Below are 24,832 nucleotides of genomic sequence, written 5' to 3'. Positions count from 1 at the left end.
TTGATACCCATTGCGGGGTTTCAAATTTATCATTTATACGAATTATTACATTTCAAATCACCCCCCACCAGACCCGGAAGGATGGATATGAACCCGAGCCGCACCCTGACCGTTTCACGGCGACTTCTGGTCGCTTTCGGTACCGTCATCGGTATCTTCCTGGTGGTCGCCGCCACGTCCCTGTACAGCAGCGCCCATCTGGCCGAGGCGGAAAAATGGAACATCCACACCTACCAGGTGCTGGACCGCTCCAACACGCTGCTCAACAGCATGGTCAACATGGAAACCGGCACGCGCGGCTTTCTGCTCAGCGGCGAAGACCGGTTCCTGGAGCCCTGGAAAGCTGGCAGCCAGGCGTTCGACCAGGCCTGGACGGAGGTCAAGAAGCTGACCGCAGACAACCCGGCGCAGCAGCAGCGCCTGGACGGGATGAAGGCCCGCAACACCGAATTCACCACCGTGGTGATCGCCTTGATGCAGGCACGGCGCGACGTGGCGGCAGGCACCAGGACCATGCAGGACTTCCTCGCGCAGTTCGGCCAGGGCAAGGACAAGGCGGCCATGGACGGCTTTCGCGCGCTGCAGGGCGAACTCGACAAGGCCGAGAGCGACCTGCTGGCCCGCCGCTCCGCGGAGGCCGAGCAGCTGCGCGCCTTCAATGTCAACGCCGTCGTGGCCGGCTCCCTGCTCGCCATCGGGCTGGCCTGTGCGCTGGGCGTGTGGGTGACGCGGTCCATCACGCGGCAGCTCGGCGGCGAACCGGACTACGCCTCCGAGGTGGTGCGCCAGATCGCCGCGGGCAACCTCGCCGTGGACGTGAGCACCCGCGCAGGCGACCAGGCCAGCCTGCTGGTGGGCATGAAGGCCATGCGCGACAGCCTGGCGCAGGTGGTGGGCCAGGTCCGCCAGAGCAGCGACTCGATCGCCACCGGCAGCACGCAGATCGCCACCGGCAACGCCGACCTGAGCCAGCGCACGGAAGAGCAGGCCTCCAACCTGCAGCAGACCGCCGCCTCGATGGAAGAGATCACGGCCACCGTCAAGAACAACGGCGATACCGCCCGCCAGGCCACGCAGCTGGCCGACTCCGCCAGCGCCGTGGCGCAGCGCGGCGGCGTGGTGGTGGGGCAGGTCGTGGACACCATGGAGGCCATCACCGCCTCCAGCAAGAAGATCGTGGACATCATCGGCGTGATCGACGGCATCGCCTTCCAGACCAACATCCTGGCGCTGAACGCGGCCGTGGAAGCGGCCCGCGCCGGCGAGCAGGGCCGGGGCTTCGCCGTGGTGGCCAGCGAAGTGCGCAGCCTCGCGCAGCGCAGCGCCGACGCCGCCAAGGAGATCAAGGGCCTCATCACCGACAGCGTGCAGAAGGTGGACGCAGGCAGCCAGCAGGTGGAGGAGGCCGGCCGCACCATGGCCGACATCGTGGCGCAGGTCAAGCGCGTGAACGACCTCATCAGCGAGATCAGCGCCGCCACGCAGGAGCAGACGCTGGGCATCGGCCAGGTGAGCGACGCCGTGAGCCAGCTCGACCAGGTGACGCAGCAGAACGCCGCGCTGGTCGAGGAAAGCGCCGCGGCGGCGGACAGCCTGCGTGCGCAGGCGGGCAGGCTGGTGCAGGCGGTGAGCGTGTTCCGGCTGGACCACGAAGCCCCCAGCCTGCACGCGGTGGCGGCCTCCGCCCCGGCCCGCGCCGCAGCGCCCAAGCCCGCCCCGCTGCGCGCTGCCATGGCACCGCACGCGCCGGCCCGCATGGCGGCTGCGCCCAAGAAGGCCGCCGCGCCCAGCCCGAGCCAGCCGTCGCTAGCCATGGCGGGCGGCGGCAGCGAAGACGACTGGCAGAACTTCTGACCCGCCCCCGCGCACCGTCCATGGCCCATCGTCCCACCCCGGTACGATGGGCCACCGGACCCCAACGGGACCCTTTTCTTCCTTCATTGCCTGCAAGAGATCCGCCATGGCCCTTTCTTCCTCTCCCACCGACACCACCGACACCGCCGCCGCCAATGCCGTCAGCCAGGGCGGCGAATTCCTCTCGTTCCGCCTGGGCGATGAGGAGTACGGCATCGGCATCCTCCAGGTACAGGAAATCCGCTCCTACGAGCCGCCGACGCGGCTGGCCGGTGCTCCCGACTTCATCAAGGGCGTGGTCGATCTGCGCGGCATCATCATTCCCATCGTGGACCTGCGCCTGCGGCTGCATTGCGCCAGCGCCGAGTACAACCACTCCACGGTGGTGATCGTGCTCAACGTCGGACAGCACACCGTGGGCGCGGTGGTGGACTCCGTCTCCGATGTGGTGGAGTTGACGGCGGAGATGATCCGCCCCGCGCCCCAGCTGTCCTCCAGCGTGGACGCCCAATTCATCCTGGGCCTGGGCAGCGTGAACGACCGCATGCTCATCCTCGTGGACATCGAGGGCCTGGTGGGCAGCGAGACGCTGGGCCGCATGCGGCCGACCGGCGTCAGCCCGGCCGCCGCGGCCGCTGCCGCGTTCATGGACTGATCGCCGGAGCGCCCTCGGCGCGGGGCTCCTGCGGGCCGCGGCGGGCACGGGTGAATAATCGCCGGGCGCGGTACCTTTCCGCCGCCTCCAGATCCATCCGCCAGCCCACCCAGGAGCCGCCCTTGATTCCCTCCATGCCCTCCCTGCGGCCCGTGCCTGCCGTCCGGCCGGCCGGCCCCTCCATGGCCGCGCTGCTGACCTGTCTGTCCAGCGCCACGGCACTGCTGGGCACCGGCGCCGCCCTGGCGCAGGACAGCGTGGCCTCGCGCATCACCCAGGTCACCGTCTCCCCCGGCAGCGCCACCGTGGAGCGCACCGCGCGCGTGGCCGCCGGCGCCCGCAGCGCCGTGTTCCGCTGCCTTCCCGCCTCCATCGACACCGCCAGCCTGCAGATCGCCGCAGGCACCGGGGTGCGCGTGGGCGAATTCAAGATCACCACCGAAGACCGCGACGTGGCCGCCGGCTGCGCCAGCCCGCTGGACGGCCGCATCCAGGACCTGGAAGACCAGCTGGCCGCCGTGCGTGCCGAGACCGCCTCGCTGCAGCTCGTGAACCGCTACCTGCAGGGCGTGGCCGGCAACGCCGGCAGCGCGGCCGACACGCCGCCGCCCGACCGCCGCCCGGCCGCGGGCCCCGCCGCCGCGGTAAGCCCGGGCCAGATCGGCGCCACGGCCGATGCGCTGCGCAAGACCTCGCTCGACGCCCTCACCCGCTCGCACGCGCTCAAGCGCCGGCAGGAGGCGCTGGAGCTCGCGCTCAAGCCCCTGGTGGCCGAGCGCAACCGCAACGCGGGCGGCCCGCGGGCGCGCGCCGTGTCGGTCGCCGTCCACCTCGCCGCCGAGCGCGAGGGCGAACTGCGCCTGTCCTACCAGGTGCGCGGCCCCGGCTGGCAGCCCACCTACCGCGCCGTGCTGAACAGCGACACCGGCGCCGTGGTGCTGGAGCGCCTGGCGCTCGTCGCGCAAAACAGCGGCGAGGACTGGACCGACGTGCGGCTCACCCTCTCCACGCAAGCCGCCACCCGCGCCACGCGCGGCCCCGCGCCCGGTGCCTGGACCCTCGATGTGGCGCCGCCCCCGCAGCCGCAGACGGCCATGGCCCGCCTGCCCGCACCGGCGGCACCCGCTACGATGGCCGCGCCGGCCAGCGTGGCCGAAGAAGCCGAGCCGCCCAGCTTCGACGTCACCGCGTTCGCCGGCACCTACGCCACGCAGTTCGCCGTGCCCCAGCGCATCACCGTGCCCTCCAACGGCCAGCGCACCACGCTGGCCCTGGGCACGCACAACGCGGCCGCCACGCTGCTCACGCGCGCCGTGCCCGCCCGGCAGGAGACGGCCTATCTCGTGGCCGAAATCGCGCCGCCGCCGGGCGCCTGGCCCGCGGGGCCCGTGGGGCTGTACCGCGACGGCGCCTTCATCGGCAACGACACGCTGGATTTTGCGCAGGACGCCACGGCCGGCGGCAGGGCCACCCTGTGGTTCGGGGCCGACGACCAGGTGATCGTGCAGGCCGAGCCGCCGCAGGAGACCACCGGCAGCGCCGGCTTCACCGGCGGGCGCACCGAACGCCGCACCGATCGCGCCTACCGCGTGGAAAACCGCCACGCCCGGCCCATCGCGCTGCAGGTGCTGGACGCAGCGCCGGTCTCGCGCAACGAGAAGATCGAGGTCGAATCCCGCTACACGCCCGCGCCGCAGGACACGGCCTGGAACCGCACGCCCGGCACCATCGCCTGGCAGCAGCCGCTGGCCGCCGGCGCCACCGCGCGCTTCACGGCCACGCACACCGTGCGCTACCCGAAGGAGATCGCGCTGAGGGAGCGGGAATGAACGCCACCCCCTTCGGCCCTGCCACGCCCGCTGCCGCACCGCGCCGCGCGACCGCCGCCTTCATGCGGTCGCACCCGGCGCACTGGATCGCCCTGGGCTTCGGCGCCGGCCTGTCGCCCAAGGCACCCGGCACCGTGGGCACGCTGTGGGCGTGGCTGGCCTATCTGGTGCTGCAGCAGTGGCTCGCACCCCTGCATTTCGGCGTGCTGATCCTGGCCGGCACGCTCGTCGGCTGGTGGGCCTGCACCACCACCGCGCGCCACATGGGCGTGGCCGACCCCGGCAGCATCGTGTGGGACGAGGTGATCGCCTTCTGGCTCGTGCTGTGGCTGGCCATGCCCATGGGCTTCTGGGGGCAGTGCGCGGCGTTCGCGCTGTTCCGCTTCTTCGACGCCGCCAAGCCCGGCCCCGTGGCCTGGGCCGACAGTTTGTTCAAGGGCTTCGGCTGGCGCGGCGGCTGGGGCATCGTGTTCGACGACCTGGTGGCGGCCTTCTGCACGCTGGTGGTGATCGCGCTCTGGAGGCATCTGTGGTGACACCGGACGATTCGCTATCGAAATCAGAGCATGATTCCCTAGAGAATATTGCGCTGGAGGCCGATTTGGCTCATATCGCGCAAACACTCGTCGCGCGCGGGTGGATGCTGGCCACCGCCGAAAGCTGCACCGGCGGCCTGATCGCCGGCGCCTGCACCGACCTGGCCGGGTCGAGCCGCTGGTTCGAGCGCGGCTTCGTCACTTACTCCAACGCCGCCAAGACCGACCTGCTGGGCGTGCCCGCCGCCCTCATCGAAGCGCACGGCGCCGTGAGCGAGCCCGTGGCGCGCGCCATGGCCGAGGGCGCCGTGGCGCGCTCGCTGGCGCAGGTGAGCGTGGCCGTGACGGGCGTGGCCGGACCCGGGGGCGGGAGCGCGGACAAGCCGGTGGGGACGGTGTGGTTCGGCTGGTCGGTGGCGGGGCAGACCCACAGCGAAATGGTGCGCTTCGCGGGCGACCGGGCGGCCGTGCGTGCGGCCACCGTGCGGCATGCGCTGGCGCGGCTGGCCGATCTTCTGGTTTGACAGCAAACGCCCAAGCCTCAAGACCTTGGGCCTGTGCGCCTCAAGTGGCGGCCTCCCTCGGTCCAGCGGATTCGATGCGGGCGGCATCCCAGCGCTTCAGTTCAACGGACTTCGCGAGCATGCCCAAGGTGATGGGCACCTTCCTCTGTCGATCCCGATAGCGGCGCAAAGGCATCCAAAACAACTGCAATGGATTGAACCCTTCGTTGTGGAAATACCGTCCGAAATCGAACCCGCTGGAATCGACGCCGAACTCCGCGAAGAAGGTCTCCATGAACTCCACCGCATCGTCGCCCGTGATGCTGAGATCGTCCTCGATCCTGGTCGCTGAATGAAGATCGCGCCGCGGCAGAACCCCGGACGCTCTTCTGGCGAACGCCTCGATTTCCTCCAGTGCCTGACCCGCCATCAACGAATCCTGCTGTCTCACGCGCCCGGCCCCAGCCGCCCCACCAGCCCCGCACTGGCCTCGTTCAATCCCACCACCTCCACCACCGCCCCGTGGTGCCGCAGCCGCAGCACCACCTTCTCCAGCGCGGCCACGGCCGTCACGTCCCAGAAATGCGCGCGGGACACGTCGATGCGCACGGGGCGCCCTTCGGCCGCGAGGATGTCGAACGCCTCGATGAAGGCATCGGCCGAGGCGAAGAACACCTGGCCCGACACGTGCCAGGTGCGCAGGCCGGTGGCGGCATCGTCCTCGGCCCGCACGCCGAGCAGGCGCGCGACCTTGAACGCGAAGAACACGCCGCTCAGCACCACCCCCACGCCCACCCCGGCCGCGAGGTTGTGCGTGGCGAGCGTGACGGCCACGGTGGCGAGCATCACGGCGCTGGACAGGCGCGGGTGGCGCACCACGGCGCCCAGCGACTTCCAGTCGAACGTCGAGGCCGACACCATCACCATGATGGCCACCAGCGCGATCACTGGCACGCGCGACACCCAGTCCTTCAGCGCCACCATCAGGATGAGCAGGAACACGCCGGCGAACAGCGTGGACAGGCGCCCGCGCCCGCCGTATTTCACGTTGCCCACGGCCTGGCCGATCATTCCGCAGCCGGCGATGCCGCCGAAGCAGCTGGCCGCGATGTTGGCCAGGCCCAGGCCCGCGCACTCGCGGTTCTTGTCGCTGGGTGTGTCGGTCATCTCGTCCACCACGGCGGCGGTGAGCACCGATTCGAGCAGCCCCACCATGGCGATCGCCAGCGCCGGCAGCGCGATGGCGCGCAGCGTCTCCAGCGACACCGGCACCGCGGGCAGGCCGAACAGCGGCAGCGCATCGGGCAACCGGCCCAGGTCCGCCACGGTGGGCAGGTGCAGCCCCGTGGCGGAGGCGATGAGCGTGAGCGCCACCACGCAGATCAGCGGCGACGGAATGGCGGTGAGCGCCCGCACCTGCAGCCGCTGGCCCAGCCACGGCAGGCCGTAGATGAGGGCCAGCCCCAGCGCCAGCATGCCCCAGGTGGCGGCGCCCGCGCCACGCAGGTGCGGCAGCTGCGCCGAGAAGATCAGCACCGCCAGCGCATTGACGAAGCCCGTGCGCACCGAGCTGGAGACGAAGCGCACCAGCACGCCCATGCGCAGCAGCCCGAACGCCACCTGCACCACGCCCGCCAGCAGCCCCGCCGCCAGCAGATAGCCGAGCCCGTGCGACTGCACCAGCGGCGCCGCCACGAGCGCCACCGAACCGGCGGCTGCCGACACCATGGCCGGGCGCCCGCCCGCGAAGGCGATCACGATGCTGATGACGAACGAGGCGAACAGCCCCACGGAGGGATCGACGCCCGCCACGAACGAAAACGCGATCACCTCGGGAATCAGCGCGAACGTGGCGACGGCACCCGCGAACAGTTCGCGCGGAATGCTGGGCGCCCATTCGGCGCGCAGGCGGGCCAGGAAAGCAGGGGTCATGGAACGGCAACGCGCGCCGGAGCGCGCGTAAAAGCAAAAGGAAAGGGGAAGAAGAAGCGCCCGGTCAGGCCGCGCCGGCGCCCGTCAGGCGCCGCAGCACTTCTTGTATTTCTTGCCGCTGCCGCAGCTGCACGGGTCATTGCGGCCAGGGGTGTCGGCGCGGCGCACGGCCTCCACGCGCGGGCCGATGCTCTTCCAGAGCTGGCGCAGGTCGTACACGGCCCAGACGGCTTCGCTGAACGACTCCAGGCGGGCCTCGCTCACGCTGGCCGGGCCGTCCTCGGCATACAGGTTGTGCTCGGGCTTGCCGGTGTCGTCCTCGGTCAGCACCACGATGTTCTCCAGCGCGCCGTCGAGCCACTGCGCGGCGTCCTTGTCGCGGGGGGCGGCCCATTCCTCGGGCCAGTTCTCGACGGCGAACATGAAGCCGAGCGCCCACACCTGGCCGAATGAGGGAATGTCCTGGCCGGCCATCTCGGCGCGTTCTTCCTCGGGCAGGCAGGCGACGGCGCCGCGCATGTCCATCACCTCGGGCTGAAAGGCCCGGTCGTCCTCCAGCGATTCCACCTCGGTCGCCAGCTGGCGGCTGACCTCGTCGAACCGCAGCGTCCACAGCTCCATGAACCGCGCCTGCTGGGCTTCGTCCTTGAAGGCCGGCAGCAGCGGCAGCGGGGCGCCCGCACCCTCGGTCACATCGATGGGGCCACCGTCGTCCAGCAGCATGGGCAGGTATTCGGCGGCGGGAATGGCGCGGCGCGTGCAGGCCAGCGCGGTCAGGAAACCGTCGCAGAACTCCCACTGCGGGATTTCTTCGGCACGGCTGCGCAGGTCGTCCAGCAGCGTGTCCAGCTCGTCGAGCGCATCGTTGTCGAGGGCGGGTTCGGTGCCGGCGGCAGCGGCGGCGGCGGTGTCGTGGGAGGATTCGGTCATGGGGCGGCTCCAGGGCGCGGCGGGGGGAGAAAAAGGCTTCGTTATGATGCCGCAGCCCGCGCAAAGCGGCGAACCGGGGCGGGCGCAGGCATGGCGCTGGAGGCAGGTGCAGACAGCCCCGCCCAAGGCCACGGCCGGGCCGCAGGCGGCGATTTTATCCGCCCGGCCCCGGCCGGCCCCTGCCGGCCTCGGTTCGCACCCCGTTCGCAGCCCCGGGCCCGGCCCGTTCCCCTCTTTCGCACCGACCCCATGCCGACCCACGCCGATCCTGCAGCGCCCGCCGCCGCCGTCCCCACCGACCCCGCGGCCTTCCTGCGCGAGCATGCGGCCACCCAGGCGCCCAACGTGCAGAGCTACCGCCTGCCCGGCGAGCAGTGGTGGCTCAAGCGCGCGGGCGCCAGCCACGGCGCCGGGCGCTACCGCGCCATGGCCGTGCTGGCACGCCTGCTGGGCCTGGCGGTGCTGCGACCGGTGCCCACGCCGGGCGGGCCCGCGGCCATCGCCATCGAGGTGCGGCGCCTGCAGGACTTCGCCGCGCGCGGCCTGCGCGCGCCCGAGGTGCTGGCGGTGCAGCACGATGCCTTCCTGATGCGGCACTTGGGCGCCCCCGACGAGGAAACCCATTCCCTGGGCAACGAGATCGACCACGCCGTGGCCGAGGGCCCCGAGGCCGTGCTGGCCCTGTGGCGCCAGGGCCTGGACGCCATCGCCCGGGTGCACGCCAGCGGCACCTGCCTGAGCCAGGCGTTCGCCCGCAACCTCGTGCGCTGCCCCGACGGCGTGGTGGGCTACGTGGATTTCGAGGACGATCCCGCCACCGCGCTGCCGCTGGCCGTGTGCCACGCGCGCGATGCGCTGTGCTACGCCCAGTCCACCGCGCTCTACCTGCGCCAGGCGGGCGCGCTGGACGCGGCCCGCGCGCTGTGGGCGGCTTGGCTGGGCGCCCAGGGCCCGGACATGCGCGCGGTGCTGGCCACCACGGTGCGCCGCCTGCGCTGGCTGCGCCACCTGCCGCCCAGCCGGCGCCTGGGCCGCGACCTGCAGCGCGTGCGCGCCGCCTACGACCTGCTGGCGCCCTGACCGCCCCCACCCAGGCGCAGAGGGCGCCTGGGCGCGGTCACTCCTCGCTCGTCCACTCCACCTGCACGCCCAGGCTGCGCAGGTTCTCCACGAAGCGCGGGTGCGCGCGCCGGATGGGCGTGGCGTTGCGGATCTCCGAGCGCCCGTCGATGCTGGCGGCCACCATGAACAGGGCGATGGCCACGCGGATGATGTAGGGGCTCTCCACCACGGCGGGCGTGAGCGCATTGCCGCCGAAGGTCACGATGCGGTGCGGGTCGGAAGAGAACACGTGCGCGCCGAACTTCGACAGCTCGCCCGTCCAGCCCAGCGCCCCGTCGTACACCTTGTTCCAGAACATCGCGTTGCCCTGCGCCCGCACGCCCAGCGCGATGAAGATGGGCAGCAGGTCCACGGGAAAGTAGGGCCAGGGCGCGGCCTCCACCTTGGTCAGCACGTTGCTGGTGAAGGGCGTCTGCACGGTGAGCGGCCCCTCGCGGTGCGCGCGCGACCAGCCGTCCGCATGCTCGATGCGCACGCCGAACTTGGCGAAGGTGCGGTCGATCAGCGGGAAGTTCTCCGGCGCGCTGTTGCGCACCACCACGTCGCCGCCCGTGATGGCCCCGAGGGCCAGGAAGGTGGTGATCTCGTGGAAGTCCTCGTCGAAGCGGAACTCGCCACCGCCCAGCGCCGCGCCGCCGTGCACCGTGAGGCGCGAGGTGCCGATGCCGTCGATGCGCACGCCCAGCATGGACATGAAGCGGCAGAACTCCTGCACGTGCGGCTCCGACGCGGCGTTGTTGAGCGTCGACACGCCGCTGGCCGAGGCCGCGCACAGCACGAAGTTCTCGGTCGTGGTGACCGAGGCGTAGTCGAGCCAGTGGTGGGTGGCGTGCAGCGGCCCGGCGCAGCGCACGAGCAGCGAGCCCTGCGCGCGCTCCACCGCGCCGCCGAAGCTGCGGAACACCTCCACGTGCGGATCGATCTCGCGCACGCCGAGCGTGCAGCCCTTCACGTTGTCTTCGAGCCGCGCCACGCCGAAGCGCGCCAGCAGCGGCGGCACCAGCATGATGGACGATCGCATCTCCTCGGGCAGGCGGTGGGCGGCGGCGTCGAACGCGGTGTCCTTGTGGTGCAGTTCCAGCGTGCCGCTGGCGTGGTCCATGCGCACGTCGCTGCCCAGGGTGCGGAAGATGTCCAGGATCTTGCGCACGTCGGTGATGTCGGGCACGCCGTGCAAGGTGAGCGGCGCCTGGGTCAGCAGCGTGGCGCACAGCACGGGCAGCACGGCGTTCTTGTTGGCGGAGGGCGTGATGCGGCCACGCAGCGGCGTGCCTCCGTGCACGATGAGATTGGACATGGGCGGGATGCGGGGGAAACCCGAAAAGAAAACAGCCGGCACTGTAACCCCCTGCCCCCTGTGGCGCCCGAGCGGCCGCGCTCCCCCGGGTCGCGTGCGTTTCCGTAGCCGGCCGTGGGCCGCGTCCGACAGCCCCCCGCCTGCGCGCAGCCTATCTTCGCCGCAGCGCTCCCGCCTTTCCTTTCCTACCGCCTGCATGTCTTCCTCTGCTTCTGCCGCTGCGCACCCCGCGGCAGCCACCGCGGCACCCGCCCCCGCCCCCCTCGCCGCTTCCCGGCGCGCTCCCACTTTTTCCGCCGCCGCCTGGCGCCAGTTCATGAGCGTGGCCAAGCCGTACTGGCGCGGCGACAAGAAGGTCGCGGCCTGGTCCCTGCTCGGCCTGCTGGTGCTGCTGATGCTGTGCGAGACGCAGCTGGCCGTGATGCTGATCGACCGCACCGGCGAGATGACCTCGGCCCTGGCCGCCAAGGACCGCGACCGCTTCTGGGACGCGGTGCGCACCTGCCTGCTGGTGCTGGGCTTCGCCGTGCCGGTGTACGCCTTCTACTACTACATGCGCGATGCGTTCTCCAACCACTGGCGGCGCTGGCTCACGCACCGCTTCCTGGACGGCTACCTGGGCGGCCGGCGCTACTACGAGCTGAACACGCAGGGCGGCATCGACAACCCCGACCAGCGCATCAGCGAGGACATCAACACCTTCACCGGCCGCTCCACGCACTTCCTGCTGATCTTCGTCGGCGCGGGCATGCAGCTGGTGGCCTTCAGCACCGTGCTGTGGTCGATCTCCAAGGTGCTCGTGGCCTTTCTGGCGGTGTACGCCCTGCTGGGCACGGTGGTGGCGCTGTACGTGTTCGGCGCGCCGCTCATCCGCCTGAATTTCTGGCAGCTGCGGCGCGAGGCGGATTTCCGCTTCGGGCTGATGCGGCTGCGCGAGAACGCCGAGTCGATCGCGTTCTACCGCGGCGAGTCGCAGGAACGCGCGCAGCTGGACCACAGCTTCCAGGCGGTGTTCACCAACTACGCGCGGCTCATCAAGCGCCAGCGCTCGCTCAACCTGTTCCAGCGCGCGTTCAGCCAGCTCACGGTGGTGATTCCCGCCATCATCCTGGCCGATGCGGTGCTCTCCGGCGACATGGAGGTGGGCCGCGCCATCCAGGCGGCCGGCGCGTTCGCGGCGGTGCTGGCCGCCGTCTCGCTGATCGTGGACAACTTCGAGAGCCTGAGCCGCTTCGTGGCCGGCATCGGCCGGCTGGACACGCTGGCCCAGGCCCTGCTGGGTGCGCCGGCCCGGCGAGAGGAGCCGGCGGCGCCCGAGGCCGTGTCCGCCGCACGCAAGCTGCGCCGCCAGCAAAAGCGCGAGTCGCGCCGCCAGCGCGGCACCCCGTCGGCCGCCCCGGCAGCCCAGGCCACGCCCCCCGCGCCCGCTGCCAAAGCACCGGCCCCGGACACCTCACGCGAGATCCAGGCGCGGGAAGGCGAACGCCTGGCCATCGACGGGCTCACGCTCTACACCCCGAAATTCGGCCGCCTGCTGGTGAAGGACCTCACGCTGGAGCTGCAGCCGGGCGATGCGCTGCTCATCACCGGGGCCAGCGGCTGCGGCAAGAGCTCGCTGCTGCGCGCCATCGCCGGGCTGTGGCGCACGGGCGACGGCGTGGTGCAGCACCCGCCGCTGGACGAGGTGTTCTTCCTGCCCCAGCGCCCCTACATGCAGCCCGGCACGCTGCGCAGCCAGATGATCTACCCGGCGCGCACGACCGCGCTGGACGATGCGCAGTTGCTTCAAATCCTGAACGACGTGCACCTGCCCGAGCTGGCCGACCGCGTGGGCGGGCTCGACGCCACGCGCGACTGGGAAAAGCAGCTGTCGGTCGGCGAACAGCAGCGCCTGGCCTTCGCCCGCGTGCTGGTGCGCCAGCCGCGCACCGTGATCCTGGATGAAGCCACCAGCGCGCTGGACGGTGCCAACGAAGCGGCGCTGTACGAGCGGCTGCGCGCCAGCGGCGCCTCCATCATCAGCATCGCCCACCGGCCGGCGGTGCTGGCACACCACACGCACGTGCTGCAGCTGCTGGGCGAGGGCCGCTGGGCCCTGCACCCGGCCGAGGGCTTTCAGTTCGAGGCGTGAGGGGTGCCGCCGAGCGCCGCGCGCACGGCCCGTGGCCTGCGCGGCCTCATGCGGCGCACGCCGCAGGCTCCAGCACCAGCACGGTCGCCACATGCGCGTCCTGTGCCAGCAGGCGCTTGCGCATGCAGACCACCGCCTTGTCCTTGGACAGCAGGATGGCGCGGTGCGCCACGGCCAGGTCGATGAACTTCTGGTCGTCCGCATCCTTGCACACCGAGGGCACGCGCGCCGCCTCGGGCACCACGCGCACCCGGGTGTCGAAGGCGCCCAGCACGGCCGCGGCATCCAGGCCGTAGAACGCCAGGCGCGGCACGATCTGCGGATAGGCCAGCACACGCTCCAGTTCGTCGCGCATGGCCTGCGTGGCCACCCACTGCAGCCGCCCCTGGGCGAGCAGCTCGCGCAGCGACGCCACGGCGGGGTCGGCGAACACCAGCAGGTCCAGCACGATGTTGGTGTCCACCACCACCGCGCGGGGGACCTCGCCGGCCGCGGCCTGCGCCGGCAGGCGCAGCTCAACCCGCATCGGGCGGGCTTTCCACGGGCCGGGGGGGACGCTCGCGCGCCGAGCCGCGCACCATGTCGAAGCGGAACAGGCGGCACTCGATGGGGCCGTTCCACATGGGCACGCGGCGCGACTCCTTCAGGCGCATCTTGCCGGGCAGCTTGAGGTCGGGCGTGAGCATCCAGCCCTGCCAGCCGGAGAAGTTCTTCTTCCAGTGCGTGGCGAGCTGGCTGAAGAACTCGCCGCCGTCCTCGGTCTGCGCCGTCTCGCGGCCCGCGCGCTCCACGTGGCCGGCACGCTCGGACGCGCTGCGCCCGGCCGTGCCCGCGGCGGCAATGCGCTCGCCGTAGGGCGGGTTCAGCAGCATCACGCCGGGCTGGGCGGTGGGCGGCATGCGCTGCAGCGCGTCGCCGCCGCGCAGCTCGATGGCCTGGGCCACGCCCGCGCGCTCGGCGTTGCGCTGGGCGAAGTCCACCATGCGGTGCGACACGTCCGAGCCGAAGATGCCCACTGCCGGCGGTTTGATGGCCTTTTTCGCTTCATTTTTGATAGCAGACCAGACATGGGCCTGGAACGGCAGCAGCTTCTCGAAGGCGAACCGCCGCTGCATGCCGGCGGGGATGTGGCAGGCCATCTGCGCCGCCTCGATCAGCACGGTGCCGCTGCCGCAGCAGGGGTCGTACAGCGGCACGTCGCCCTGCGGGTCCCAGCCGGTGGCCGCGATCATGGCGGCGGCCAGGGTTTCCTTGAGCGGGGCGTCGCCCTTGTCCTCGCGCCAGCCGCGCTTGAACAGCGGCTCGCCCGAGGTGTCGATGTACACCGTGGCCTCGTCGGTGGTCAGGTGCAGGTGGATGCGCACGTCGGGCCACTGGGTGTCCACGTCCGGGCGCACGCCGGTCTTGGCACGGAAGCGGTCGGCCACCGCGTCCTTCACGCGCAGCGCGGCGAAGTTCAGGCTGGTGAGCGGGCTGTGCTGGGCGGTGACGTCGATCTTGAAGCTCTGGCGCGGGGTGAACCAGATCTCCCAGGCGACCTCGCTCGCGGCGGCGTACAGGTCGTTCTCGGAGCGGTACGGCCGGTGGCCGAGCTGCACCAGCACGCGCTGCGCGAGGCGGCTGTGCAGGTTGAGCATCAGCGCGTCGCGCCAGGAGGCCCGCAGCAGCACGCCGCCCCGGCCGGTGAGCAGGTCCTGGCCGGTCAGGCCGGTGATGCCGTGCACCTCGTCGGCCAGAAAGCCCTCGACGCCAGCGGCGCAGGGCAGGAAAAGTTGCAGTTGGTTCATAGACGGCCCCGAGGATACGCGCTGGCAGCCCCGTTGCGGCGCCGAAGGGCCGCCGACACCGGCCTGGGATGCGGCCGGTGTGCCGAAGACCAGGCCATCCGGGGAATCCGGGTTTCCACCTAACAGAACTCCTGACTTGGCGTTTGTTCTGGGTCAACCGATGGTCAGAATGAACCCTTGTGTGTATCCATTTGCAAAGGTACTTCATGTTCAAAAGCCTGCGTGCACGCCTCATCGGCATCTGCGTCGCCATCACCGTGCTGTCGCTGCTGGCCCTGGCGCTGGTCACTTTCTTCGTGGTGCGCAAGGACACGCTGGCGGACCTGGATGCCCGGATCGGCCAACTGACCCGCAACCACGCCAGCGAGGTGGCCGAATGGGTCAAGGACAAGCAGCGCGTCACCGGCTCCCTGAAAGTCGCGGTGGGCCAGGCGGAGCCGATTCCCTTCCTGCAGGCGACCCAGCAGGCGGGAGCTTTCGACGCGGTGTACTTCACCTATGCGGACAAGCGGCACGTTTCGCTGTCGAAAATGGCCCCCGGGTATGACGGCACCTCGCGCCCCTGGTACCGGCAGGCCGCGCAGGCCGGTGGCCCGGTGGTCACCCCCGCCTACGTGGATGCCACCACCGGCAAGCTCACGATCAGCTTCGCGGAGCCGGTCGGCCCGGCCGGCCAGATCACCGCGGTGGTGGGCAGCGACATGTTCCTGGACTCGGTGACCCGCAAGGTCAGCGCGATCCACCCCATCCCCAAGAGCTTCGCGGTGCTGCTGGATGGCGAAGGCAAGATCCTCGCCTACGCCAAGCCGGAACTGGCGCTCAAGCCCGTCTCGGCCATCGCGGGCACGCTGGACGCCAGCCTCCTCAAGCGCCTGGCCGAAGACGGCAGCCGCGCGGACGTCCAGGTGGACGGCGCCGACCAGATGCTCTACGCCGCCAAGGTGGAGGGCACGCCCTGGACGCTCGCCATCGCCATCGACCGCTCCGAGGCCACGCAATCGGTGCGCGCGCTGCTGCAGGTGGCCATCGTCATCACCCTGCTGAGCGTGCTGGCCGCCGTCGCGCTGGTCACCGTGGCCGTGAGCCACCAGTTGCGCCGCCTGGGCGTGGTGCGCGATGCGCTGGAAGACATCGCCTCGGGCGACGGCGACCTGACGCGCCGCCTGTCCACCCACGGCAGCGACGAACTCACCCAGATCGCCAGCGCCTTCAACCACTTCGTGGACAAGATCGCGGCGGTGCTGGTGCAGATCCGCGCCTCGTCCGAATCCGTGCGCCTGGCCACCAGCGAGATCGCCAGCGGCAACCAGGACCTGTCCTCGCGCACCGAGCAGCAGGCCAGCTCGCTGGAGGAGACGGCGGCCGCCATGGAGCAGCTCACCGCCACGGTGCAGCAGAACGCCGAGAACGCGCGCCAGGCCAACACGCTGGCCACGGGCGCCTCGGAGATCGCCACGCACGGCGGCACCGTGGTGGGCCAGGTCGTGAAGACCATGGGCGGCATCGATGCCTCGGCCCGCAAGATCGTGGACATCATCGGCGTGATCGACGGCATCGCCTTCCAGACCAACATCCTGGCGCTGAACGCGGCCGTGGAAGCCGCCCGCGCCGGCGAGCAGGGCCGGGGCTTCGCCGTGGTGGCCAGCGAGGTGCGCACGCTGGCCCAGCGCAGCGCGACCGCCGCCAAGGAGATCAAGGCGCTGATCGACGATTCGGTCACGCAGGTGGACGCCGGCAGCAAGCTGGTGCAGGACGCCGGGGCCACCATGGACAAGGTGGTGGACAGCGTGCGCCGCGTGACGGCCATCGTGGCCGAGATCAGCAACGCCAGCCAGGAGCAGAGCACCGGCATCGCCGAGATCGGCAGCGCCGTGAGCCAGATGGACCAGTCCACCCAGCAGAACGCCGCGCTGGTGGAAGAAGCCACCGCCGCCGCGCAGTCGCTGCAGCAGCAGGCGGCGCAACTGGCCGATGCGGTCGCCGGCTTCAAGCTCGACGCCCACGGGGCCGCAGCGCCGTCGCGGGGCGGTCCGGCGGCCGGAACGAACCGCGCCCTGACCATGCGATAAAAAACGGCCTCCAGCACAATAAACACTAGGGCATATAGCTATATATTTGATAGCAAATTACCCGGCCGCATGGCGATCGGGCTCAGGCCTGGGGCGTGGCAGCCCCAATCAGCGATAAAGGACAGGGGCGCCGGGTGGCATTCAAGCCCGCGAGCGCCCTTCTTTCGGCCTTCGCTGACGGCGCCAAGGCCCCCCGGCGGCCATGATGGCGCGATGACCCCCACCCTGCCCTCGCGCACCCCTTCGGCGCCGGCCCGCCCCGGCCGAGCCCCCCTCACGCCACGCATCTGGCTCGCCCTGGCCGGCTGGCTCGCGATCGCCTTCGTGGCTGCTGCGGTCGGCAGCATCGCATCGGTCCAGGCCCCGCAGTTCTACGCCCAGCTCACCCAGCCGGCCTGGGCACCGCCCGCCTGGCTGTTCGGGCCGGTGTGGAGCGCGCTGTACGCCATGATGGGCGTTGCCGCCTGGCTGGTATGGCGCGAGCCCGCAGGGGCCCTGCGCCGGCGCGCACTGTGGCTGTTCGCCGTGCAGCTGGCACTCAATGCGCTGTGGAGCTGGCTGTTCTTCCAGTGGCACCAGGGCGCCTGGGCGCTGGCCGACATCGGCCTGCTGTGGTGCTGCGTGGCCGCCACCCTGGTGGCGTTCTGGCGGCTGAGGCCGCTGGCCGGGGCGCTGCTGGTGCCTTACCTGGCCTGGATCACCTTCGCCGCCGCGCTGAACTTCACGGTCTGGCGGCTGAATCCGCAACTGCTGGGCTGAGGGGCCGGCGTCTTTCGCGGCGCGGGCTACAGCGCCTTGCGCAGGTTGGCCGGCGCGATCTTGAGCGCCTCGCGGTACTTGGCCACGGTGCGGCGTGCGCACTCGATGCCCTGCTCCTTCAGCATCTCGGCGATCTGGCTGTCCGACAGCGGCTTGGCCGGGCTCTCGGCCGAGACGAACTGCTTGATGAGTGCCCGCACCGCCGTGCTGGAGGCGTTGCCCCCGGTCTCGGTGCCCAGGCCCGAGCCGAAGAAATACTTGAGTTCGTACGTGCCCTGCGGCGTGGCCATGTACTTGGCCGTGGTCACGCGGCTGATGGTGGACTCGTGCAGGCCCAGTTCATCGGCGATGTCGCGCAGCACCAGCGGCCGCATGGCCAGCTCGCCGTGCACGAAGAAGTTCTTCTGCCGGTCCACGATGGCGCGCGACACGCGCAGGATGGTGTCGAAGCGCTGCTGGATGTTCTTGATGAACCAGCGCGCCTCCTGCAGCCGCTGCTGCAGGCCCTGGTGGCCCTCGCCGCCACGGTTGCCGCGCAGCGCGCCGGCGTAGATGTCGTGCACGCGCAGGCGCGGCATCACATCGGGGTTGAGCTGCACGCTGAAGTTCTGCTGCGTGCCGCGCCCGGTCTTCTTCACGATGACGTCGGGCACGATGATGTTGCGCTCCACCTCGGCGAAGGCGCGGCCGGGCCGGGGCTCCAGGCGGGCGATCAGCGCCATGGCCGCGCGCGTGCGCTCCTCGCCGCCGCCGCAGGCCTGCGCCAGGCGGCGCACGTCGCGCCGCGCGAGCATCTCCAGCGGCTGTTGGCAGATGCGCAGCGCGGTCTGCACCACGTCGGGGTCGCCCTCGCCGTCCTCGCGCAGCGCCTTGAGCTGCAGGGTCAGGCACTCGGCCAGTCCGCGCGCGCCCACGCCCACCGGGTCCAGGCTCTGCAGCAGGCCCAGCGCCACGGTGAAGCGGTGCACCAGCTCCTCGACCTGCTCGGTGTCGTCCTCGCCCGCCAGGCTCACGGCGAGCGACGGCAGCGATTCTTCCAGGTAGCCATCGTCGTTGAGCGACTCGATGAGAAAGCGCAAAGCGGCGGTGTCGACCTCGGACAGGCGCAGGCCCAGCGCCTGCCGGTGCAGGTAGGCGGTGAGCGACTCGTGGCTGCGGGCCAGTTCGGTGGCATCGGCTTCGTCGCCCTCGCCGGCCGTGCGCGTGCGCGCCGGGGCGTCGCCGCCCCATTCGCCGTCGTCCGGCGCCATCTCGACGGTGCCGTCGCCCTCCCAGTCGGGGGCGTCGGCGCTGCCCGGCGCCTCGGCGGCGCTCGCGGCATCGCCCTCCGAAGAGGACTCCACCGCCGCGCTGGACTCGCCGGGCGCGCCGGAATAGATGGCCTCTTCGGTGTGGCGATCGTCCTCGCTCACGGGCGCATCGGCCTGCGGCAGGCCGAATTCTTCGCGCGCGGCCTCTTCGGCGGTGCGTTCGAGGAAGGGGTTTTCGTCGAGCATCTGCTCGACCTCTTGCGACAGTTCCAGGGTGGACAACTGCAGCAGCCGGATGGACTGCTGCAACTGCGGCGTGAGTGCCAGATGCTGCGAGACGCGCAGCGACAGCCCCGGCTTCATCACACCGGTGCCGCCGGGCCGCCCCGAGGCGCGAGAGCCCCCGCGGGGAGCAGCGCAGTCAACACGATGACCAGCGTGGACGCCATGCTCACATCCTGAAATGCTCGCCGAGGTACACGCGCCGCACCTCGGCGTTGTCCACGATCTCGGAGGGCGTGCCCCGCGCCAGCACGCGCCCATCGCTGATGATGAACGCGTGGTCGCAGATGCCTAGGGTCTCGCGCACGTTGTGGTCGGTGATGAGCACGCCGATGCCCCGCGCCTTGAGGAACCCGATGATGCGCTGGATCTCGATCACGGCGATGGGGTCGATGCCCGCGAACGGCTCGTCGAGCAGGATGAAGCGCGGCTGCGTGGCCAGGGCCCGCGCGATCTCCACGCGGCGGCGCTCGCCGCCCGACAGCGCCAGGGCCGGGGAGGCCCGCAGGTGCTCCACGCGCAGCTCCTGCAGCAGGGCGGTGAGGCGCGACTCGATCTCGTCGCGGCTCAGGGCCTTGTCGTTCTCGTCGCGCTGCAGCTCCAGCACGGCGCGCACGTTTTCCTCGACCGTCAGCTTGCGGAAGATCGACGCTTCCTGCGGCAGGTAGGACAGGCCCAGCCGCGAGCGGCGGTGGATGGGCATGTCGGCCACCGAATGGCCGTCGATGCGGATGTCGCCGCCGTCGCTGCGCACCAGCCCCACGATCATGTAGAACGAGGTGGTCTTGCCCGCGCCGTTGGGGCCGAGCAGGCCGACGACCTCGCCCTTTTGCACGACCATCGACACGTCCTTGACCACCTTGCGGCTGCCGTAGGACTTCTGCAGGTGCTCGACCTCCAGCCGGCTCGTGGTGCCGGCCGCCGAGGCGTCGGAAGGGTGTGCCGCCGCCATCACTTCGCGCCGCCGCCCAGTTCGCCGCTGGGCCGCAGCGCGGGGGCCGGCGAGGTGGGGGCCGCAGCGGGCGCCCCGGCCTTGGCCGGAGTCTCCTTGGGCGAGAGCACCGCGCGCACGCGGCCTCCGGGCGTGGCCGCGGTGTTGCTGCCGGCGGGGGCGGCCTTCTGGCCATCGACGGTGAACACGTCGGTCAGGTTGTTGTAGACGATGAGGGCACCGGCCATCTCGTCGGTGAGGGTGGATTCGCGGTAGCGGCGCAGTTCCGAGCGGCGGATGAGCCGCACCAGATCGGCCCGGCCGTCGTACTCGATGACCTCGCCCTCGCCCTCGACGAACTCGTCGGGCATGCCGGGCGCCGTGTCGCGCTTTTGCCGGAAGAAGGCCCGCTTGCCGGCCTCGGCCGTCATGGTGCCGTACTGGAAGCCATCGGGGTCCTGCCGGACGTCCAGCCGCGCGCCGCGCAGCAGGATGGTGCCCTTGGTGACCACCACGCGGCCGGTGAAGACGCTGGTTTGCTTGAGCTCATCGTGGCGCAGTGCATCGGCCTCGATGTTCATGGGCTTGTTGCGGTCGGCCTTTTCGGCGCGGGTGCCCCCCATGGCGAAAGCCAGGGCGGCAAGCAGGAGGATCGGTAGGAGGCGTTTTCTCATAGGGCACGAATCTTGCAAAGATTGTAGCCACCCCTTGGCGCGATCCGGGAGCAGCAAAGAAAAAGCCCGCAAACGCGGGCTTGCATCGCACAGGGGCGGGGGGATCAACCGCCCTTGGCGGCGGTGGAAGCGAGGTACTCCACCACTTGCAGCACGCCCTGCATGTTGCCGGCCATGGTGCCATCGGTGTAGTAGCGGCCGGCCACGCCCATCGAGGGCACGCCTTCCACGCCGTAGGCTTCCTGCAGCTGGGCGGCCTTGCGCAACTGGTTGGACACGGAGAAGGAGTTGTAAGCCTCCTTGAACTTGGCCACGTCCACGCCCTGCTTGCCGATCCATTCGAAGATCAGGTCGTCCTTGTTGAGGGCCTGCTTTTCCACGTGCACGGCGCGAAACACCTTGGCGTGCAGATCGCCGACCTTGCCCATGCTTTCCAGGGCGAAGTACAGCTTTTGCTGCGGTGCGAAGCTGGAGTTGAACGCCACGGGCATGCGGCGGATGACGAGGTCCTTGGGCGCCGCCTTGATCCAGGCTTCCAGCGTGGGCTCGAAGGCGTTGCAGTGGGGGCAGCTGTACCAGAAGAACTCGATGACCTCGACCTTGCCGGCGGGCACATCGCTGGCCACGGGCTTGGCGAGCTTGACGTAGTCCTTGCCTTCCTTGAATTGGCGGGCCTGGGCCATGGCGGGCGTCGCCAGGGGCAGCGTCAGGGCGGAAGCGGCCACGGCCGTGGCGGTGGACAGGGAAAACTCGCGGCGTTTCATGAAAAAGACACTCCTTGTTCGGTCAGAGGGTTGTGAGCGGCAGCCTGCGGGAAAAGTTCAGCGCTGCACGCGCACCAGCGCGGATTCGACGCCCGCGCCATCGAGCTTGTCCTTGAGCATTTCGGCATCGTCGCGCTTGGTGAAGGGGCCGACGCGCACGCGAAAGACGGTGCGGCCGCTCTGCTCGCGCTCGCTCACCCGGGCCTCCCAGCCCAGCATGGCCAGCTTGGCGCGCTGCGCATCCGCGTCGCCCTGGGTGCGGAAGGCACCGGCCTGCACGAAGTAATCAAACGGCTCGGCGCCGCCGGGCGCGCTGGCGGCCCGGGCCTTGGCCAGATCGCCCAGCGGATCGGACGAGGCGGCCGGCTTGCTGGCGGCACCCCGAGGCGCCGAAGCGGCAGCCACGGCGGCGGGCACCGAAGCGTTGCTCGCAGGGGCCGGTGCGACACCGGCCACCGCGGGCGTCGAGCTGGCGGGCACGGGCGGGCGCGCCGGGTTCTTGCCGTACAGCGGCGAATTCGGATCCCAGTTCTTGTTCTTCTGGGATTCGGCGGCGTCCTGATCGGCATTGCGCGCACCGCCCTTGTTGAGGAAGGGCACCGGCACCTTGGTCACATACACGGCCACGCCCAGCGCCGCCCCCAGGCCCACGACCACCCCGAGGATGAAGCCGATGGCGGTGCCCCCACGTTGCTGTTTTGTCATATCCGTAAACACTCACATTCTGGCTGGCGCCGATACGCCCAGCACGGCCAGGCCATTGTGCAATACCTGTGCGGTGGCGGCGACGAGCGCCAGGCGCGCGCGCTTGACGGCTTCGTCGTCCACCAGGATGCGCTCGGCGTCGTAGTAGCTGTGGTAGCTCGCGGCCAGGTCGCGCAGGTAAAAAGTGACGTCGTGCGGCGCCTCGCCCTCGGTCGCGGCGGTGAGCATTTCGGGGTATTTGCCCAATTGCAGCATCAGCGCCTGGGCCTGCGGGCCTTCGAGCGCGGACAGGTCCACGTCTTTAAGTTCATTCAATATGAACGCAAAGTTTTGATCTGATCGAGCAAGTTCACCCAAGCTTTCTAGTTCTGCTGGCGCCAAGCTTTCGAGTTTTTCATCCGAGATATTTGGGTCATCACCCCGGCGTTGCGCGTGCCAAGCGGCGAGCACGGAGCGAATACGTGCATATGCGTACTGCACGTAGTACACCGGGTTGTCGTTGTTCTGCGCCACGGCCAGATCGACGTCGAAGGTGTATTCGGTGTCGGGCTTGCGGCTCAGCAGGAAAAAGCGCACGGCATCCTTGCTGGTCCACTCGATCAGGTCGCGCAGCGTCACGTAGCTGCCGGCGCGCTTGCTGATCTTGACCTCTTCGCCGCCCTTGACCACGCGCACCATGGTGTGCAGCACGTAGTCGGGGTAGCCCTGCGGAATGCCCACGTCGGCGGCCTGCAGGCCGGCGCGCACGCGGGCGATGGTGCCGTGGTGGTCCGTGCCCTGGATGTTGACGACCTTGGTGTAGCCGCGCTCCCATTTGGAGATGTGGTAGGCCACGTCGGGCACGAAGTACGTGTACGAGCCGTCCTGCTTGCGCATCACGCGGTCCTTGTCGTCACCGTAGTCGGTGGATTGGAGCCACAGCGCGCCGTCCTGCTCGTAGGTCTTGCCGTTGGCGACCAGCCGGTTCACCGTGGCCTCGACGCGGCCGCTGGTGTACAGGCTCGACTCCAGGTAGTACTCGTCGAACTTCAGGTTGAAGGCCTGCAGGTCCTTGTCCTGCTCGTGGCGCAGGTAGGCCACCGCGAAGTTGCGGATGGACTCCACATCCTCCACGTCGCCGCTGGCCGTGAAGGCGCGGTCGGTGGCCTGCACCGTCTTCTTCGCGAGGAAGTCGTTGGCGATGTCCTGGATGTAGTCGCCGTTGTAGAACCCCTTGCTGGCGGGATTCTCGGGATCGGTGGGCCAGCAGTCGTCGCCGGGCTTGAAGCCCTTGGCGCGCAGCTGCGTGCTGTGCGTGAGCGTGTGGATCTGCACGCCCGCATCGTTGTAGTAGTACTCGCGGTGCACCTTCCAGCCCTGCGTGGCGAAGAGGTTGCAGATCGCATCGCCCAGGGCCGCCTGGCGGCCGTGGCCCACGTGCAGCGGGCCCGTGGGGTTGGCCGAGACGAACTCGACCAGCACCTTCCGCCCGTTGTCCGGCTGTTGCCCGAAGCGCTCGCCGGCGGCCAGCACCTCGCGCACCACTTCCTGCTTGGCGGCGGGCTTCAGGCGGATGTTGATGAAGCCGGGGCCGGCGATCTCCAGCGCCTCGACCCAGCGGCCGAAGGCCGGCGTGGCCAGCAGGGCCTCGCGCAGCGTTTCGGCCAGTTGCCGGGGGTTCTGCCTGGCGGCCTTGGCCAGCTGCATGGCGGCGGTGCAGGCGAAATCGCCGTGCGCCGCCACCTTGGGGGATTCAAAAGCAGCACGCCCGGCAGCGCCGGGCGACAATTTTTCCAGCTCGCCGGCGAGCGCCGAGAGCAATTCCTGTTTGACGGAGAGCATGCGGCGATTCTACGGGCCGCCCGTCATCCAAACTTTCGGCCATGACGTTATGCTGAACAGCCTCGCGGGGTGCGCGTCGACGGGGGGCTTCCTATCCACTTTTTGCAGGAATACGACATGAAGAATCTGCTCTCCGTGGTGGCCGCCGCCGGCCTCGCCCTCTCCTTCGCCACGGCGCATGCCGCCGATGCCCCCGCAGCCGCCGCCTCCGCGCCGGCCAAGGCCCCCACCGCTCAACAGAGCAAGATGGCCACCTGCAACGCCGATGCCAAGACCAAGGCACTCAAGGGCGACGAACGCAAGGCCTTCATGAAGGACTGCCTGAGCGCCGACAAGCAGGCCGCCCAGCAGGGCAAGATGACCACCTGCAACGCCGACGCCAAGACCAAGGCGCTCAAGGGCGACGAGCGCAAGGCCTTCATGAAGCAGTGCCTGAGCAACAAGCCCGCCGCCTGATCCGGCCACCGGCCCGCCTTTCGTCAAAAAGCCCCGCATTGCGGGGCTTTTTTGCTGGGCGCGGGGCGTTCAGCGGGTGCCGACGCCCCGCGCGAGGAACGTGGCCGCCAGCGGGATCAGCACCAGCAGGTGCGCCTCGATCATGACCAGGCGCCGGGTGCTGCGGATCGCCGCCTCGTCCGGCAGCGCGCCCGTGGCGCGCAGGGCCTTGCGCCAGCGCAGGAACCGCAGGGTGGGCGCGATGGAGATCAGCCCGACCACCACGAAGAGCCCCACCTTCACATGCAGCAGCGGCTGCATTCCATACCACTGCGCACCCTTGATGCCCCAGCCGACGCGGGCCAGCCCCGTGGCCAGCACGGCCAGGGCCGCGATGCCATAGAACCGGTCCAGTTGCGCCAGCCGCTCCACCGCGGCCGCGTTCAGCCAGGCCGGGCGGCACAGCGCGGCTTCGCTGGCCAGGAAGGTGACCATGGTGAGAATGGCCAGGAAATGGGCATAGGCCAGCAGGGCTTCGGTGGTCATGTGGCGTTCCTTGGAGTGGG

At 70.3% G+C, this 24,832-nt stretch carries 23 protein-coding genes; 10 read left to right on the top strand and 13 right to left on the bottom strand.

Features of this window, described 5'->3' with window-relative positions; translation table 11 throughout:
- Positions 1-87 precede the first annotated feature (87 nt).
- The 5 genes from R1Z03_RS18485 to R1Z03_RS18465 all read left to right on the top strand — a co-directional run bounded on the left by R1Z03_RS18485 (position 88) and on the right by R1Z03_RS18465 (position 5,398).
- Positions 88-1,854 carry a methyl-accepting chemotaxis protein gene (locus R1Z03_RS18485; protein WP_317353756.1) on the top strand — a complete coding sequence of 589 codons (1,767 nt, stop codon included), beginning with the start codon at positions 88-90 and terminating at the stop codon, positions 1,852-1,854.
- 106 nt (positions 1,855-1,960) lie between these two features.
- Positions 1,961-2,509, top strand: coding sequence for a chemotaxis protein CheW (locus R1Z03_RS18480; RefSeq protein WP_284431008.1), 549 nt, complete (start codon positions 1,961-1,963; stop codon positions 2,507-2,509).
- Positions 2,510-2,691: 182 nt separating this feature from the next.
- Complete coding sequence (locus tag R1Z03_RS18475; RefSeq protein WP_372588283.1) at positions 2,692-4,338, top strand: DUF4139 domain-containing protein; 1,647 nt, start codon at positions 2,692-2,694, stop codon at positions 4,336-4,338.
- A complete protein-coding gene (locus tag R1Z03_RS18470; RefSeq protein WP_317353750.1) occupies positions 4,335-4,874 on the top strand; it encodes a phosphatidylglycerophosphatase A in 540 nt (179 codons plus the stop codon). Before R1Z03_RS18475 ends, R1Z03_RS18470 begins: the two co-directional genes overlap by 4 nt.
- A gap of 104 nt (positions 4,875-4,978) precedes the next feature.
- A complete protein-coding gene (locus tag R1Z03_RS18465) occupies positions 4,979-5,398 on the top strand; it encodes a CinA family protein (protein WP_317353747.1) in 420 nt (139 codons plus the stop codon).
- Positions 5,399-5,438: 40 nt separating this feature from the next.
- Here R1Z03_RS18465 and R1Z03_RS18460 read toward each other — a convergent pair whose 3' ends face one another.
- The 3 genes from R1Z03_RS18460 to R1Z03_RS18450 form a co-directional block, all read right to left on the bottom strand.
- On the bottom strand, positions 5,439-5,807 hold the full coding sequence (locus R1Z03_RS18460; RefSeq protein ID WP_317353745.1) for a DUF1493 family protein: 369 nt from the start codon (positions 5,805-5,807) through the stop codon (positions 5,439-5,441).
- Between the two features lie 17 nt (positions 5,808-5,824).
- Positions 5,825-7,309, bottom strand: a complete 1,485-nt coding sequence (locus R1Z03_RS18455) for a SulP family inorganic anion transporter (protein WP_317353744.1) — start codon at positions 7,307-7,309, stop codon at positions 5,825-5,827.
- Between the two features lie 84 nt (positions 7,310-7,393).
- The gene (locus R1Z03_RS18450; protein WP_317353742.1) at positions 7,394-8,239 is read right to left on the bottom strand and encodes a UPF0149 family protein; all 846 of its coding nucleotides are present in this window, start codon (positions 8,237-8,239) and stop codon (positions 7,394-7,396) included.
- 249 nt (positions 8,240-8,488) lie between these two features.
- Between R1Z03_RS18450 and R1Z03_RS18445 the strand changes: the two genes are divergently transcribed.
- Positions 8,489-9,319, top strand: coding sequence for a hypothetical protein (locus R1Z03_RS18445; protein WP_317353738.1), 831 nt, complete (start codon positions 8,489-8,491; stop codon positions 9,317-9,319).
- Positions 9,320-9,356: 37 nt separating this feature from the next.
- Here the strand turns inward: R1Z03_RS18445 and R1Z03_RS18440 are convergent, their stop codons facing one another.
- Positions 9,357-10,658, bottom strand: a complete 1,302-nt coding sequence (locus R1Z03_RS18440) for a UDP-N-acetylglucosamine 1-carboxyvinyltransferase (protein WP_284431004.1) — start codon at positions 10,656-10,658, stop codon at positions 9,357-9,359.
- A gap of 196 nt (positions 10,659-10,854) precedes the next feature.
- Here R1Z03_RS18440 and R1Z03_RS18435 point away from each other — a divergent pair, with 196 nt between their 5' ends.
- Positions 10,855-12,789 carry an ABC transporter ATP-binding protein/permease gene (locus tag R1Z03_RS18435; RefSeq protein WP_317353735.1) on the top strand — a complete coding sequence of 645 codons (1,935 nt, stop codon included), beginning with the start codon at positions 10,855-10,857 and terminating at the stop codon, positions 12,787-12,789.
- Positions 12,790-12,835: 46 nt separating this feature from the next.
- Here R1Z03_RS18435 and R1Z03_RS18430 read toward each other — a convergent pair whose 3' ends face one another.
- Together R1Z03_RS18430 and R1Z03_RS18425 are read right to left on the bottom strand one after the other, a co-directional pair.
- Positions 12,836-13,315 carry a putative toxin-antitoxin system toxin component, PIN family gene (locus R1Z03_RS18430; RefSeq protein ID WP_317353732.1) on the bottom strand — a complete coding sequence of 160 codons (480 nt, stop codon included), beginning with the start codon at positions 13,313-13,315 and terminating at the stop codon, positions 12,836-12,838.
- Complete coding sequence (locus R1Z03_RS18425) at positions 13,305-14,576, bottom strand: THUMP domain-containing protein (protein WP_317353729.1); 1,272 nt, start codon at positions 14,574-14,576, stop codon at positions 13,305-13,307. The genes R1Z03_RS18430 and R1Z03_RS18425 overlap by 11 nt, the downstream gene beginning before the upstream one ends.
- A gap of 206 nt (positions 14,577-14,782) precedes the next feature.
- Here R1Z03_RS18425 and R1Z03_RS18420 point away from each other — a divergent pair, with 206 nt between their 5' ends.
- Positions 14,783-16,645, top strand: a complete 1,863-nt coding sequence (locus R1Z03_RS18420) for a methyl-accepting chemotaxis protein (protein WP_317353726.1) — start codon at positions 14,783-14,785, stop codon at positions 16,643-16,645.
- A gap of 213 nt (positions 16,646-16,858) precedes the next feature.
- Positions 16,859-17,404, top strand: coding sequence for a TspO/MBR family protein (locus tag R1Z03_RS18415; RefSeq protein WP_317353723.1), 546 nt, complete (start codon positions 16,859-16,861; stop codon positions 17,402-17,404).
- 26 nt (positions 17,405-17,430) lie between these two features.
- Here R1Z03_RS18415 and R1Z03_RS18410 read toward each other — a convergent pair whose 3' ends face one another.
- The 6 genes from R1Z03_RS18410 to argS form a co-directional block, all read right to left on the bottom strand.
- Positions 17,431-19,017, bottom strand: a complete 1,587-nt coding sequence (locus R1Z03_RS18410; RefSeq protein ID WP_317360421.1) for an RNA polymerase factor sigma-54 — start codon at positions 19,015-19,017, stop codon at positions 17,431-17,433.
- Positions 19,018-19,105: 88 nt separating this feature from the next.
- The gene (lptB, locus tag R1Z03_RS18405; protein WP_317353720.1) at positions 19,106-19,888 is read right to left on the bottom strand and encodes an LPS export ABC transporter ATP-binding protein; all 783 of its coding nucleotides are present in this window, start codon (positions 19,886-19,888) and stop codon (positions 19,106-19,108) included.
- Positions 19,888-20,541: a lipopolysaccharide transport periplasmic protein LptA gene (lptA, locus tag R1Z03_RS18400; protein WP_317353717.1), complete on the bottom strand. Its 654-nt coding sequence runs from the start codon at positions 20,539-20,541 to the stop codon at positions 19,888-19,890. Before lptA ends, lptB begins: the two co-directional genes overlap by 1 nt.
- A gap of 104 nt (positions 20,542-20,645) precedes the next feature.
- Complete coding sequence (locus tag R1Z03_RS18395; RefSeq protein ID WP_284413358.1) at positions 20,646-21,305, bottom strand: thiol:disulfide interchange protein DsbA/DsbL; 660 nt, start codon at positions 21,303-21,305, stop codon at positions 20,646-20,648.
- Positions 21,306-21,362: 57 nt separating this feature from the next.
- The gene (locus R1Z03_RS18390; RefSeq protein ID WP_284413356.1) at positions 21,363-22,010 is read right to left on the bottom strand and encodes an SPOR domain-containing protein; all 648 of its coding nucleotides are present in this window, start codon (positions 22,008-22,010) and stop codon (positions 21,363-21,365) included.
- A 12-nt stretch (positions 22,011-22,022) separates the two neighbouring features.
- Positions 22,023-23,831, bottom strand: a complete 1,809-nt coding sequence (gene argS, locus R1Z03_RS18385) for an arginine--tRNA ligase (RefSeq protein ID WP_317353709.1) — start codon at positions 23,829-23,831, stop codon at positions 22,023-22,025.
- Between the two features lie 117 nt (positions 23,832-23,948).
- Between argS and R1Z03_RS18380 the strand changes: the two genes are divergently transcribed.
- Positions 23,949-24,287: a PsiF family protein gene (locus R1Z03_RS18380; RefSeq protein WP_284406653.1), complete on the top strand. Its 339-nt coding sequence runs from the start codon at positions 23,949-23,951 to the stop codon at positions 24,285-24,287.
- A 69-nt stretch (positions 24,288-24,356) separates the two neighbouring features.
- On the opposite strand, the gene R1Z03_RS18375 is transcribed toward R1Z03_RS18380, so the two are convergent.
- Complete coding sequence (locus tag R1Z03_RS18375) at positions 24,357-24,812, bottom strand: DUF2214 family protein (protein ID WP_284394754.1); 456 nt, start codon at positions 24,810-24,812, stop codon at positions 24,357-24,359.
- Positions 24,813-24,832 lie beyond the last annotated feature (20 nt).

It is taken from the genome of Acidovorax sp. BLS4, assembly GCF_032929295.1.
Taxonomy (GTDB): domain Bacteria; phylum Pseudomonadota; class Gammaproteobacteria; order Burkholderiales; family Burkholderiaceae_C; genus Paracidovorax.
Note: the sequence above shows the minus strand (reverse complement) of the source record. Positions and strands in the feature narration are given on the sequence as shown.

What these genes read in the sequence shown, in the direction of transcription:
- R1Z03_RS18485 (WP_317353756.1), top strand. Translation starts at nt 88, where the DNA reads ATGAACCCGAGCCGCACCCTGACCGTTTCACGGCGACTTCTGGTCGCT.
- R1Z03_RS18480 (WP_284431008.1), top strand. Translation starts at nt 1,961, where the DNA reads ATGGCCCTTTCTTCCTCTCCCACCGACACCACCGACACCGCCGCCGCC.
- R1Z03_RS18475 (WP_372588283.1), top strand. Translation starts at nt 2,692, where the DNA reads ATGGCCGCGCTGCTGACCTGTCTGTCCAGCGCCACGGCACTGCTGGGC.
- R1Z03_RS18470 (WP_317353750.1), top strand. Translation starts at nt 4,335, where the DNA reads ATGAACGCCACCCCCTTCGGCCCTGCCACGCCCGCTGCCGCACCGCGC.
- R1Z03_RS18465 (WP_317353747.1), top strand. Translation starts at nt 4,979, where the DNA reads ATGCTGGCCACCGCCGAAAGCTGCACCGGCGGCCTGATCGCCGGCGCC.
- R1Z03_RS18460 (WP_317353745.1), bottom strand. Translation starts at nt 5,807, where the DNA reads ATGGCGGGTCAGGCACTGGAGGAAATCGAGGCGTTCGCCAGAAGAGCG.
- R1Z03_RS18455 (WP_317353744.1), bottom strand. Translation starts at nt 7,309, where the DNA reads ATGACCCCTGCTTTCCTGGCCCGCCTGCGCGCCGAATGGGCGCCCAGC.
- R1Z03_RS18450 (WP_317353742.1), bottom strand. Translation starts at nt 8,239, where the DNA reads ATGACCGAATCCTCCCACGACACCGCCGCCGCCGCTGCCGCCGGCACC.
- R1Z03_RS18445 (WP_317353738.1), top strand. Translation starts at nt 8,489, where the DNA reads ATGCCGACCCACGCCGATCCTGCAGCGCCCGCCGCCGCCGTCCCCACC.
- R1Z03_RS18440 (WP_284431004.1), bottom strand. Translation starts at nt 10,658, where the DNA reads ATGTCCAATCTCATCGTGCACGGAGGCACGCCGCTGCGTGGCCGCATC.
- R1Z03_RS18435 (WP_317353735.1), top strand. Translation starts at nt 10,855, where the DNA reads ATGTCTTCCTCTGCTTCTGCCGCTGCGCACCCCGCGGCAGCCACCGCG.
- R1Z03_RS18430 (WP_317353732.1), bottom strand. Translation starts at nt 13,315, where the DNA reads ATGCGGGTTGAGCTGCGCCTGCCGGCGCAGGCCGCGGCCGGCGAGGTC.
- R1Z03_RS18425 (WP_317353729.1), bottom strand. Translation starts at nt 14,576, where the DNA reads ATGAACCAACTGCAACTTTTCCTGCCCTGCGCCGCTGGCGTCGAGGGC.
- R1Z03_RS18420 (WP_317353726.1), top strand. Translation starts at nt 14,783, where the DNA reads ATGTTCAAAAGCCTGCGTGCACGCCTCATCGGCATCTGCGTCGCCATC.
- R1Z03_RS18415 (WP_317353723.1), top strand. Translation starts at nt 16,859, where the DNA reads ATGACCCCCACCCTGCCCTCGCGCACCCCTTCGGCGCCGGCCCGCCCC.
- R1Z03_RS18410 (WP_317360421.1), bottom strand. Translation starts at nt 19,017, where the DNA reads ATGAAGCCGGGGCTGTCGCTGCGCGTCTCGCAGCATCTGGCACTCACG.
- lptB (WP_317353720.1), bottom strand. Translation starts at nt 19,888, where the DNA reads ATGGCGGCGGCACACCCTTCCGACGCCTCGGCGGCCGGCACCACGAGC.
- lptA (WP_317353717.1), bottom strand. Translation starts at nt 20,541, where the DNA reads ATGAGAAAACGCCTCCTACCGATCCTCCTGCTTGCCGCCCTGGCTTTC.
- R1Z03_RS18395 (WP_284413358.1), bottom strand. Translation starts at nt 21,305, where the DNA reads ATGAAACGCCGCGAGTTTTCCCTGTCCACCGCCACGGCCGTGGCCGCT.
- R1Z03_RS18390 (WP_284413356.1), bottom strand. Translation starts at nt 22,010, where the DNA reads ATGACAAAACAGCAACGTGGGGGCACCGCCATCGGCTTCATCCTCGGG.
- argS (WP_317353709.1), bottom strand. Translation starts at nt 23,831, where the DNA reads ATGCTCTCCGTCAAACAGGAATTGCTCTCGGCGCTCGCCGGCGAGCTG.
- R1Z03_RS18380 (WP_284406653.1), top strand. Translation starts at nt 23,949, where the DNA reads ATGAAGAATCTGCTCTCCGTGGTGGCCGCCGCCGGCCTCGCCCTCTCC.
- R1Z03_RS18375 (WP_284394754.1), bottom strand. Translation starts at nt 24,812, where the DNA reads ATGACCACCGAAGCCCTGCTGGCCTATGCCCATTTCCTGGCCATTCTC.